This is a genomic window from candidate division Zixibacteria bacterium HGW-Zixibacteria-1 (assembly GCA_002838945.1).
GTDB lineage: Bacteria > Zixibacteria > MSB-5A5 > GN15 > PGXB01 > PGXB01.
Window position 1 is genome coordinate 33922 of sequence record PGXB01000029.1, and the last position, 12930, is coordinate 46851.

At 48.2% G+C, this 12930-nt stretch carries 8 protein-coding genes and 1 pseudogene (1 of these 9 only partly in view); 5 read left to right on the plus strand and 4 right to left on the minus strand.

The annotated features are described in order from the left end of the window. Nucleotides 1-3: 3 nt before the first annotated feature. Nucleotides 4-2685, minus strand: a complete 2682-nt coding sequence (locus CVT49_11165) for a hypothetical protein (protein PKK82944.1) — start codon at nucleotides 2683-2685, stop codon at nucleotides 4-6. Between the two features lie 12 nt (nucleotides 2686-2697). Beyond that, complete coding sequence (locus CVT49_11170) at nucleotides 2698-5445, minus strand: hypothetical protein (GenBank protein ID PKK82945.1); 2748 nt, start codon at nucleotides 5443-5445, stop codon at nucleotides 2698-2700. 266 nt (nucleotides 5446-5711) lie between these two features. Here CVT49_11170 and CVT49_11175 point away from each other — a divergent pair, with 266 nt between their 5' ends. The 5 genes from CVT49_11175 to CVT49_11195 are packed head-to-tail and all read left to right on the plus strand — an operon-like array spanning nucleotide 5712 to nucleotide 10820. Further along, on the plus strand, nucleotides 5712-6671 hold the full coding sequence (locus tag CVT49_11175; GenBank protein PKK82946.1) for a hypothetical protein: 960 nt from the start codon (nucleotides 5712-5714) through the stop codon (nucleotides 6669-6671). Further along, a complete protein-coding gene (locus tag CVT49_11180; GenBank protein ID PKK82947.1) occupies nucleotides 6668-8311 on the plus strand; it encodes a hypothetical protein in 1644 nt (547 codons plus the stop codon). Before CVT49_11175 ends, CVT49_11180 begins: the two co-directional genes overlap by 4 nt. A 30-nt stretch (nucleotides 8312-8341) precedes the next feature. Then, complete coding sequence (locus CVT49_11185; protein ID PKK82948.1) at nucleotides 8342-8755, plus strand: hypothetical protein; 414 nt, start codon at nucleotides 8342-8344, stop codon at nucleotides 8753-8755. A 56-nt stretch (nucleotides 8756-8811) separates the two neighbouring features. Then, nucleotides 8812-9120, plus strand: a complete 309-nt coding sequence (locus tag CVT49_11190) for a hypothetical protein (protein ID PKK82949.1) — start codon at nucleotides 8812-8814, stop codon at nucleotides 9118-9120. Then, nucleotides 9117-10820: a hypothetical protein gene (locus CVT49_11195; protein ID PKK82950.1), complete on the plus strand. Its 1704-nt coding sequence runs from the start codon at nucleotides 9117-9119 to the stop codon at nucleotides 10818-10820. Before CVT49_11190 ends, CVT49_11195 begins: the two co-directional genes overlap by 4 nt. A 92-nt stretch (nucleotides 10821-10912) precedes the next feature. Here the strand turns inward: CVT49_11195 and CVT49_11200 are convergent, their stop codons facing one another. Both CVT49_11200 and CVT49_11205 read right to left on the minus strand, forming a co-directional pair. Beyond that, on the minus strand, nucleotides 10913-12673 hold the full coding sequence (locus CVT49_11200) for a hypothetical protein (GenBank protein ID PKK82951.1): 1761 nt from the start codon (nucleotides 12671-12673) through the stop codon (nucleotides 10913-10915). Between the two features lie 161 nt (nucleotides 12674-12834). Further along, nucleotides 12835-12930 (minus strand): annotated as a pseudogene (locus tag CVT49_11205) (hypothetical protein); it runs 363 nt beyond the window's last position.

Genomic DNA, 12930 nt, shown 5'->3' on the forward strand with positions numbered 1-12930 from the left:
CTCCTATTTAATCACAGCAAAGCGGCCGGTTTTATCGCCGTATTGCGACTCTACATGGTAAAGGTAAACACCGGAAGCAATACCCAGGCCGTCCTCGGATTGCATGTCCCAGGCCTCGGTTCCACCGTTGCTGTCATGCTGCAATGTCTTAACCAGATCTCCGCCCAGGGTGTAAACCCTGATGACACAGATTTCCGGCAGATTGACAAATTCCAGTCTCCGGTAGAAACGACTGACTTCCCACTCGGCGCGGCCGATGTATGGATCGGGGACGACCTTGATACGGCTCATCTCCGACTGTGCGGCACTGGTACTGACACCATCGGTCTTGAAAGTAAAGACATCTTCGGCGCCGTTGACCGGGGCCCCTTCGACAGTCATGATATCGCCGACGGCATAATCCGTATCGGTATCGCCGATTCGGAAAAACCAGGCATGGTTATAGGGAAATGCCTCGGGATGCGGATTGCCGTCATAAGGTGTATTGACAATAACGATATAGTCTCTATCATCGGGTTCCCATACCTGATCAAAATCCTGATCGTAAATTTCGGCGAGAACCTGATACCCGAAAGTGACATTCCAGACTTCGAATGGCAGCGCCACCGGGGTGACGTCATCGTAGAACCAGTAGCCTTCGGAGCCGCTTTCGGTGAAACGCAACTCATAGGTCGACCTAAAATGTTTGTCTGATCCGCGAGGATACCCGAAGAGGTCACCCATTGGTCCGTAATTGAATCCGAAATGCAGGGTGGTATCCCCTTCCACGGCAAAGCCGGTCTGGATAAAATCGCGCGGGATGCGATCGCCGTTACGAACGACGGGGCGAATCCCCTCAGCCACTTCATATATATTGGGGTCACCTTCCTGAGTCGTTTGATCAGCCAGGGCAAAAACGGTATCTCCCGATGTCCCGTCCACGCGTATGAGATGCCATAAAGTACTTTCATCATCTTCCGTGAAGATGACGCTGTATTCATCTCCAACGACCTGATTTTCATCGAAAATAATGGGGTAAACCAGGCCGGCGGAGGGGTCGCCCGTTCCCAGGTATATATGATCTATGCTTGAGAAGGCATCGAAAAATCCGGCAGGATCGGAACGCGGTACAACTTTGACCACATTCAAATCACTGCCCGGTTTTCCAAAACCGTTCTGCAGGGAACTAATCGGGACCGAACTGTCTCCGGAGTCATAGGCCACCAGGCAGTACCAGTATTCCTTGCCGTTTGTCAAACCGCTGTCGATAAAGCTGTGCGCGATCGGCTCGCCGGGATTTTCCACCTGATAAGCGGCCAGCGGCAGATAATCGATATCCAGACAGCTATTGTTGGATGACCTGTCTTCAAATCCCCAGCTATATCCCTGGTTAGTGGATTTGTAGAGCTTATATCCGCTGAAATCGACAACACCGGACATCGGGTCAATATCGATTTCAGACGTGTCATTCCAACTCAGATAGACCTTATGATCGCTCACGCGGGCCGTCAGGGTCGGCATGGCCGGAGGCTGCGGACCGACAAAATGGTTGTCATACAGAACCTGGGCGGTGTTGGCATTGGCAAAAAGCTCGGCCTCATCCTGGCCGGCCACAATGGCATAAACGACGCGGACTGTCTTGCCGGCACTGAGATTGATCCCGCGGGTGCACTGCAGGTAATACTGATCGGTCGGAGGCAGCGAAGCATCAAACTGCTCCGAATTAATCAGTTCATAGCGGTCGGCATCATTATCAGGAAGCAGTTCCCACTGGCCGGTTCGAAACGCCGTCATACCGATCCCATCAGGGGTTTCCAGATACTTGGTGCCCATGATGCCGGTTCTGACCAGAGGGCCCCAGCCCGGATCATAGCCGTCTTCATCATAAGTCCAGGCCAGATTGGCGGCCAGATCGGACGCCACCAGGTCGCCCAGTCTTCCGTTTTCGCCGGTACCATCGGGACCGCCGACGTCATAATCACTGTAAATCGCGAAGGCGAAATCGGTGTAATCGACGTCCGAAGTATTGGTGATTTCAAGGATCACAAAAAGCAAATCTTCATTATAGCAGTAATTCCACTGACAAATCGTCTGCGAAACCAGCAGGCCGAGACTGGCCGGGCCGTTTTCATCGGTATAACGGCAGAAAGACTGCTGCATACCGATCGGTCCACCGGGATGAAAGGCCGAATCGATCGGCGAATAAACCTGATTGTAGGTCAGGGTTCCGGTGCTGTCATATATCTGCCAGCCAAAGGCCGGGTTGCCGAGGCCGAGCCCGGTTGTATCGCTGGCGTCATAATCAAAGCGGGCGGTGTCGGTGGACAGCCTGATCGTGTATGATTCCACCCCGCTGACAATATCAATCAAGGGCAGAAAATCTTCATCCGAATCGGCAACAATAGTGTCGCCGTCCGGGGTTATCGCCCCCATCCAGAACTTCATCTCCCCGATATAATTATGGCCCGAATTGCGCGGCCACTCGCCCGACGGCAGTTCATAAGGATAACTGTAGCCGCCGATGTAGCCCCAATTGTCGACTGTCGTAATAATATTACCCTTATCATGGGTGATACGGTCGACAACATTGGGCGGGGGAGCTGTCGATTCGAAGGTCCTTGACCAGAGACTGCCGGTCAACAGCAAAAGAAGGACTATGGCCATCAGACCAACGAGGTATTTCGAATGTGTTGAATTCATTTTCATATGGCTACCTCATTAGAAGTTGAATTCGAGCCCCACACGCACCTGGCGGGGAGCGGAATAATTCCGAGGATCTTGTGATAACAATCTATAATATCTATTGGCGTCTTCTGCTGTCTGAGGGCCGTCCCCGTCGGGATCGGCGGTCAATTCATAACGTCTTCCATCATCATCGGGTCTTCCCGTGTTTGTATAAACATTCACGGCGTTGCGGCGATCAAACAGGTTTTCGACTTCGACAAAGAAGCTGAAGAAATTCTTGCTGTTCCTAAGGAAGATGTCTTTATTAAAGCGAAAATCAACCGAGAAAACCGAAGGCATCCGTCCTTCATTAAGACTGCCATAGCGGACGCCGTTGATATCGGTAAGGGTGTAGGGCAGGCCGGACCCGTAATGGGCAATCATATTCATTCCCCATGCTCCAGGAACATTCATACCCATGAATTTGCCGGTCCAATCGCGCGGGACGTAGTAGTTCATGGTTATGGTGGCCGTGTGCCGCTGGTCGAAATCAAGCGGATATTCCTGAACCGGTTTGACCGTGTCGGTAGTGTTCGCTATATAATTGTAATAACCGTCATAAGCCGAAGAGGAGTTACCCATGGCACTCATATAAGAGTAAACCAGCGATCCGGAGAAATTGCCCCGGGCGATTTTCTCGATGGTTACATCAACACCTTTGACCGAGCCAAAGTCTTCGTTGACAAACTGGGTGACCGGGTTCCCGCCGACAAGACCGATTTCGGTGGTGGCAATCAGGTTCTTTATATCCTTTATATATAATGTGACATCGAGTCGAATATCATCGCTGACCATATGATTCAGGCCCAGTTCATAGGCAATGGTTTTTTCCGCTTTAAGCGCCGGGTTTCCAACCAGCGGCAAGCCCGAATTCAGGTTGCCGTCGAGGTTCGTATACATATAAATGTAATTGGGAACCTGGAAGAAATAGCCGTAGTTAAAGCGAATCATGGACCGGTCGGAAATCGGATGTGACACGCCGAGTCTGGGCGATATTTGCGACTGAGGCTCGGATTTGACCTTTGTATCCGACTTGGTCATTACATCCGGCCAGTATTCCACCTCCGAATTGAGATAATCCCATCTCAAACCGGCATTTATGACAAAGTCACGGAATTCCAGTTTATCCTGGACAAAGGCCATCGCATATTTCGGCGATTGTTCATATTTCTCTCCATAGGGAGAAAAATTAAAGAACTGCTTCTGATCCCAGAATATTTTGTAGTCGCGGAACTCGACGCCCGATCGGATCTGATGGAACTTGTTCATTTGGCTTGTAAAATTCAGGGCGACAGCATTATAGTCGGTATAGCGTTCACGGTAAACCGGCAGAAAATCTTCACCGGATGTAAAGCCGGTAAGGCAATAATCCTGGGAAAGCTGGTAATTATCGTTCTGTATAGTACCATTATATACGCCGTTTGCGTCCTCGGAATATCCCGGCCATTGTTTCCAGTACGTATCAAACAGACTTTCGGGAGCGCTCTTGGTCCAGGTATAAAAATGATTATAGGAGAAACCGAGAATCGACTTCTCATTCAGATTATAATTACCTTTCAGGCCGTACAGGTAAGCTTCCGATTTGGAAATGGTCAACCCATCCAGATTGAAATCATACGAGAGGTTATTGACATCACGATGGATATAGTCGTCGGAATTGCTTCGATAATAACTTCCGATAGCCGTAAGTTTCAGGTTCGGGGCCGGCTGGAACCCAAATTTCCCCGCTTGAGTATATTGTTCCAGTCCATTATGAGGCAGGTATCCATCGTCGCGGCGAAGTTCACCGGCCAGGAAGAATGTCGAGCGCCGGCTGAACAGGCGCGGCATCGGGCCCGAAAAATTATAACTGCCGGCATTATTATTGGTCCGTGTCAGGTTACCGTAGTCGCCGGTATTGACATCATATTTGCGGCTGTAACCGTCATACAATTTCAGTTTACCATGATAATCCATGGTTCCTTCGCGGGTCACGACATTAACGATACCGGATAAGGCATCGCCGTACTCAGCCGGGAAACCACCCGAAGTCAGGTTAATTTCCTCCAAGGCATCCGGCATGATTCTTATTCCGGAATTTCCGGCAAACGGATCCTGGACCGAAAACCCATCATATAAATAGGTAATCGTACCGGCCCGTCCGCCGCGGACGTGCAAATTATTGTAATGATCCACGATGGTTCCGGCCATATTCGAGATGACGCTCTGTACCGTCAGATTATTAGGCGTATAATTGAGACGATCGGCTGTCATGATCGTGCGAGATGCGGTCAGATCCTTTTGAATCGGGGGGCGTTCGGCATAGACCCGAACCAGCCGCTTCAAAGGCACTTCGACCTGCTGGAGCGTGAAATCAACCGGAGTCGTCAGATCCATCAGGACCCTGACGTTTTCCTTCTCAATCGTCTGGAAACCGATGATTGAGACCATCACGGAATAAGTTCCGGCCGGAAGGTTGATGATGAAATATTCACCGTCAAGATCGGTTTGAGTGGCAACATCGTATCCGGTGATTCTGATCGTCGCCCCGGGAATCGGTTCTCCCGTTCTCTCATCCTCGACAATACCGGCAATTTTGCCCGATGTTCCGGCCGACAGCAGCACGGGCAGCAGCAACAGAATTGCTATTGCCATACATAATTGCAGTGCGCGATTATGAGTATTCAAGATGAACCCTCCTTGCAAACGGTTGCTATCGCCAAAGCGTTTTTTTAATTTCATGGTTGCATTCTTTAATGACATTTTATCTGCCTGACCAGAAACTTCTGGTTTCTCCTACATTGTATCGACTTTCGTTCAGATTTTTTAACACACTTTATATAGATTTTTTTATTAATTACCGGCCGCCGGAATTTGGTTATGAACCTTAAATTATTTTATCGGCGGAAATCAAGTTTTTGTGCAATAACCCGATAATCAAATTGAAGTATGCCCCAACTTTGGAGACAGGGACAAGGTGGACTACACATTAATGGATTCATGCCTTATAAATCTGAGGAAACTGGACATTGAGGTCATTTAAGGTAAAAATATCTTTATTAGTATTTTTTACTGTTATCGTTTTCGGTCTTGTCAGCGATGCCCTGGCCGAACCGATTCATCTTTCTATTGTCTATTCAGATAGTCTCAAAACCACGTTGCGGACCATGCGGGGCATTACCAGCTCTATCGGCGCAAAATACGCGGAGGCGGTTTTTACCGAATACCTGCTGACCTCTGATGAGACACAAATTCAAAGTCAAATAAACGCTGTTAGAAGTACCGATCCCCTGCTCATTATAACCGTCGGCTCATTTGCCACCAAAATGGTTTCGGGTCGCATAAAGGACAAACCGATTATTTTCTCGGCGGTCCTTAACCCTGAAACATCGGAATTCGTCAATTCATTGCAGCATCCGGGCGGGAATATTACCGGGGCATCCCTCGATATTCCGCCTGATATTCAGTTCAATTATTTCAAGAAGATAATCAAAAATTTAAAGAAGATAGGTGTTCTCTATACCGAAGAGACTCAGAACCTGATCCCTCCGGCCAAAATATTGGCGCAAAACGCCGGCTTGGAACTTCACGCCGTGCGTATCGCCTCTGAAAAGGATATTCCCAAAGCGCTTGACAGTCTTAATCAAATCGTTGAGGGCTATTGGTCGGTGGCGGACGGTCAGATTTATTCGCCTCGCTCAACCCGTTTTATCCTCCTCAACACTCTTCGTAATGCCAAGCCGTTCATGGGCTTTTCGGGGAATATGGTAGAGTCCGGGGCGCTTTTCGGGTTGGACTATGACTATAAGGATATCGGTCGACAGGCCGGTAAAATTGCCTGTGAAGTACTATCGGGGAAAAAACCGGCCGATATTCCGGTGGCGGTGCCGACCATAATCTGGTTTCACTATAATGAGAAAACCGCCAAACATATTGCCATTCAAATACCTGATGATTTAGCAGCCGTGGCCAAGGGGGTGTACAGATGAGCCTCTTTGGATCGGTTAAAAGGTTTGGTCTTCGGGAACAGTTCGTGACAGTCGTATCCCTGGTCATCATTGCCAGTATGCTGATAATAGGCGGTTACCTGATCAAACGGCAAAGCGAAATTTACACTAACGAGCTGGAAAAACGCGGACAGGCATTGGTGGCAAACCTCGCTTATAATGCCGAATACGGTGTTATTCTTGAATCCACAACCGAGCTTGAAAACTTAATTAAGGGTGTGGCCCGTGCCAATGACATAATTTTTGTCAAAATCCTGACAATCGACGGCCGTGTTCTGGCCGAGACGGGCAGCGAGTCATATGCCAATGCAAAAATCAAAGGCAAGCCCGAAGAATCAGCTTTGACCACCGGCAGGTTCCAAAAAACGGATTATATTGCCGCCAACGGCAGCGACTTCATGGAGCTGTCGTATCCGGTGGAGACGGTTCGGCAAACGGCCTCCCGCGAAAATCTGGGTTCAATTTATGACTATTCCTCCGGGGAAAACAGTTATGTCCGGGAAGTTATCGGTGAAGTCCGGATCGGATTGACCTATTCCAATCTCAGCCGCGAGGTTACCAAGTCGCAAACAGCCTCGATTTTGCTGACCTTTATTGTTGTGCTTTCCGCCATTATCCTGATGACGGCTTTTGTGAGAATTATTACCCGCCCGATCGAATCGCTGGTGGAAGTGACCGACCAGATATCCAAGGGTGACCTGACCAAGACCGTGGATATTAATCGAAGCGATGAAATCGGCCTTCTTGCCGAATCATTCAACCGCATGATCGAATCGCTTAAGAAATCTCAGGATGAAATCGAGGAATATAATAGAAATCTGGAAGAGAAAATTATTGAGCGCACCAGGGAGCTGGAAGAAGCCCAGACACAGTTGATACAGTCCGAAAAAATGGTCGCAATCGGTCAGCTTGCCGCAGGCGTGGCGCACGAATTAAACAACCCGCTGGGCGGTATCCTTGGCTATGCACAGTTCACGCTGGAAAAAATTCAGAACAAATGCGCCGACAACATCAGCGACAAAGATATTGAATCCTACAAACGTTATCTACGCGATATCGAGACGCAGTCGCGCCGTTGCAAGGCCATTGTTCAAAATTTGCTCAAATTCTCGAGAACATCGCAAACGGTCAAATTCGACGACGTCGATGTCAATGCCGTAGTTGAAGATACGCTGACATTCGTGGAACATCAGCTGATGATGAATCAGATCACGCTGGTAAAGAATCTGGATCCCAGCCTGCCTAAAATCAAGGGACATCCCAGTCAGCTCCAGCAGGTCTTTACGAATATTATTATCAACGCCATGCACGCTTCCAATCCGGGGTCCGAGGTGACCCTGACCACCCGTTTCGCCCCGCCGCTCGGCGAATTCAATGGAACCGTGGAAATTGCGGTAGTCGACTCGGGCAAGGGCATCAGGGAAGAACACCTCAAGAAAATATTCGAGCCGTTCTTCACAACCAAGGATATCGGTAAGGGTACCGGTTTGGGCCTGTCGGTAAGTTATGGAATAATTAAAGAACATGGCGGCGAAATAAGGGTCAAATCGAAACTGGGAGAAGAGACTACCTTTACCGTTATAGTTCCGGTGGAGAAAATCACCTGTTCAGCCGACAATTAAGTCATAGGTAACTTATAAAGAATTTGGAATATGCAAGATATCGCAACAAAAAATATTCTGGTCGTCGATGATGAGCAGGTCATGCGCGAGTTCCTCGCCGATGTCCTGGAAGACTTCAACGTCGACAAAGCCGCCGATGGCGATGAAGCGATAGAGAAGCTTAAGATCGGGAAATATGATCTCATAATCACCGACATGAAAATGCCGCGGGTATCGGGCGAGGAAGTCGTCAAGTTCGCCAAAGAGGCCTACCCCGATTCGAAGATCATAGTCATTTCCGGTTATTCATCGCTTTTTTCGATGAGTAATACGCTGGGTTATGGTGTATGCGCTTTTCTGTCGAAGCCCTTTACCATAAAACAGATCAGGGCCGAGGTCGAGAAATCCCTGGGACTCGGCGACATTAACAGTCCCGGGGGAATCGAGTTGGATGATGGCATCTAAAGTTCTTATCATAGACGATACCCCTGTCATCCGGGACTTCCTGACCGAAGTCATGAATGACGCCGGTTTCGAAGTGGATATTGCCATCAACGGCCGGGTGGGATACGAAATGGCCGTCAACCGGGATTATAATGATATTCTGCGATGTCCACATGCCTGTGATGAACGGCCTGGAGGCGATCAAAAAAATAAAAGCTGCAAAACCGGAAATGCCGATTGTCATGACCGATTCATTTCCGGATAAGATGGCCGAACTGGCCACCGAGGCGGGGGCCATGTGTTGTCTGGCCAAACCCTTTGCACTTGAGGATGTGCGGGAGACAATCAACCGCATTATCGAGAGCAAAAAAATTAAAACGACATGACCCAGAAATCTCAAACTGAAGGAAGACCGATTAGAATTCTCATTGTCGATGACGAAGAGATTGTCCTTTCTTTCGCCCGGGATGCGCTCGAAGACTCCGGATATGAAATCGAATTGGCCGGAGACGGCAATCTTGCCCTTGAAAAAATCAGACGCGAATATTTCGATTTTATCCTGACTGATATCAGAATGCCGGAATGCGACGGTATTGAACTGGCCAAGCTCGCCCGCGAGATCATTCCCTCGGTCGGTATTATATTTATGACCGGCTACGCCAACCTGAATTCAGCCAAGGACGCCATCAAAGAGGGGGCCTACGACTACATCATGAAGCCGTTTGAGCTCAAAGAAATTCGCCAGGCCGTCAAAAACGCCATCAGCAAGCGGCAAAATGACGCGGAAAAGACTTTATCCAGCGAACTTAACCGCCTTTCGGATCTGAATCAGATTATGTACACCGTCTCCGACAGCCGCTCACTGATGAGACTGTCGCTCGGTTTCGCTCTTATGCAGGGTAAGACGACCCTTGGAAGCGTCGTATTCAGAACCGGACATAAAAATGAAGTCGGCGTGATTACGGTCGACAATGCCAACGAAAACGGATTTGAAGAATCAACCAGGAAGTATGATACCGATTTCTTCAATATAGACACCAGGGATCTCAAAGCTCCCTTCATCGTGAAATCAATCGAAGAGCACCCCCTTTACGCCAAGTTTTCCGATGAGAAAGTGGCCTCGATTCTTACCCCGGTATGGTTTAAAAAGGGTTTCGCGCTGGTTAATATCGCTTTGAAACGGGGACCCAAGCTTTATGGATTTCTTATTCTCGGTTTTGTCCCCGACTCCGATGAAATCAAGCAAAGCGAATTGAAGCTTTTGGGGATTACCGCCAGCCAGATTGCCATTTCGCTGGAAAATATAATTCTGCTTGAAGAAAGCCGCGATGCCTACAAGCGTCTAAAAGATTTGCAGGACCATTCCCTCCAATTGGAGAAAATGGCGGTCGGGGGAAAAATGTCGGCGGAAATAGGTCATGAGCTGAACAATTTCCTCGGTGTGATCATGGGAAATCTGTCCCTGATGCAACATCATCTGGCGGAAAAAGAATTTGACCAATTGGAAAAGCATCTTCTGGCCGTTATAAATAATTTCGATAATATCAGGAAGTTTACCGATAGTCTGGTTGATTATTCCGGTGTTAATCCCAACCGTGAATATTGTGACTTGAATGTTACCGTGCGCAATGTGACGGAGTACCTCAAAGCACAGAAACATTTTCAGGACATCGAGATCAAATTGAATCTGGCCGAAACCCAAATCTTATCTTTTATTGACACAACGCAAATGCAACAGCTTCTCTATAACCTCACTAACAACGCGGCCGAGGCCGTTTTGGACAATGACTCTGCAGAGAACAAAAATATCGAAATCAGAACCTCATTTAATAAACAGAGCGACAGTTTTGCCATTCATATTAAGGATAATGGCAGCGGCATCGATCCGGAACTGCTGCAGAAGGCCTTCAATGAGCGCTTCACTACCAAGAAATCCGGACATGGTTACGGATTGCTTATCTGTCGCAAAATAATCGACAATCATCAGGGTCACCTTCACATCGACTCCAGTCCCGGTCAGGGAACCACCATTAGTATCGAATTTCCCCGTCAGGTTCCGGTATCCGAACCAATCCCGGTGGCATAGTCTGCAGAACTCTTAATAGATTTCATCCATAAAAAACGGCGGAATCTTATTTTGTAAGAACTCCGCCCGGGAAAGGAAGAACAGGTAAAAACTTATTCTTTGGTTATCGTAATCCCCCATTTATGCGGCTGATCCGGCCGCGAGGCATTGAAATTCGGGAAAGAATGGGAATCATCAGTTTCAAAATAGACATCATATTCTCCGGGTTCCAGAGTGATGTAGGTATCGACTTTTCGATTTTTCTGGTCGCCTCCGGCATGACGGGTCTTCCGATAAGTCATCTCCCAGATAATATTTCCGGTAGATGAATTTTCAATCCAGCCGAAATCATACATCTCGCCGCCCTTGCCCTCGCCCAAGGCAAAAATATGAACCTTCTGACTGCGGTCAAGTTTGAAGGATTTCCGGACATTCTCGCCATCCCCTATCCCTGTAAGATTTACCAGGGTGTTGGTATTTGGGGGTAGTTCGTCGAAAGTCTTGACAATCGAGGCATCGAACTTCTTGCCGGCCCCGTAAATGGTTATTCCCCACATGGTCGGCTCGAAGGGGGCGGATTCATTCCACCGGCGATAAGCATGAGAACCATCAGTCACATAAAAGGCCATATAATTTCCGGCCGGAAGAGTGACGATCCCGTCAAACCGACGATTTTTCTTGCTTCCGCCGGCATGCTGAGTGTCTTCCTCTTTCATTTCCCAGACAATATTTCCATCATCCAGATTCTCGATCCATCCATAATCGACGAAGTCATCCTGATAGCCGAACTCACCCAGCGCCACGATATGCAGACCGGCATCTTTTTTCAGCGTAAAGCCCTGAGATTTGAACTGATCGTTTCCCACCCGGTTAATTTGAACGACAATCGGCTCGGTATAGTCGTCGACATATTCCGAGACATTCCCGGCCTCACCTTCCTTCACAAATGAAACCAACATCCCATAATGAAGCGGATCATAGGGAGGCATGACATTCCAATCGCCGAACGAATGACTGTCGTCAGTGACGAAATAAGCCACATAATTTCCGGCCGGCAGCGTCACGTCGCCATCAAAACCGCGGTTTTTCCGGCCGCCGCCCGCCCAGGAAGTATTCCATTTATCCATCTGCCATACCCGCTTGCGGGAATCGGCATCTATTATCCAGCCAAAATCGACAAAGACCCGGTCATCTGAAATATATTCGCCGATGGCTTCTATTTTCAGGGTCATTTCCTTTTTCAGAGTAAAGCCCTTCTTCCCGGCAAATTCGGCTTCGGGGCGGGTAAAATCGATGACCACATCTTTGCACAACTCAGGAATCGGATTAAATTTCGTAAATGATCCATCAGGCGCCTTTATCAGTAAAGCCAGATCCTCGATATCCTCGGAGTAATATTCATATTTCTCATCATCATCCCGGAAGATATAATCCAGCAGGCCAATGGCCTCTTCCAGATCGCCTATGGAAATATTGATATCGCCGAGGAAATAAGGTTTGCCCGCATAATAATAGATTTCATATCTGCCTGCGGGCAAAGTGATTTCATCTTTATACTCACGGATATTTTTTGTCTTTTTATATCTTCTGGTTTCCTGCTCATTCAATACCCAGACCGGCTCCCTGCTGTCGGCATTAATAATCCAGCCGTATGCATACATATCATCAGATTGTTTCAGTTGAGCCCCAATAGCGTAAATAGAAAGTCTGGTTTCGGATTTCAGTTCAAATCCGTCAACGACAAGATCGCCCTCGTAAAAACCCCGCATATCGACAATAACTTCTTCGGCCAGCGCCACCTCGACCCACGCCCCCAGGACCATCCCCGCTGCCAGAAAAGCAACACCATATTTCAGAATCTTACCCAGGCTCATTATTTACACTCCTTTTCGAGTAGTCTATATTCCTATTTTACTTACGCTAAAACCGGAGTTCGAGTTTCGCAATAATAACTTTTATCAAAAATAAGCAAAAAGCCTCGCCAAAGCGAGGCTTTTTGGGAAAACTGCCTGTTTTCTCATTGCCTTGATTTTGTCTAAGTCCCTGTCGTTCCGCAAATTGGCGTGCCGCCGCCCTTATACAGATAACTGATCAAATAGGTCACATCAAGAATATTAATAACATTGTTGCC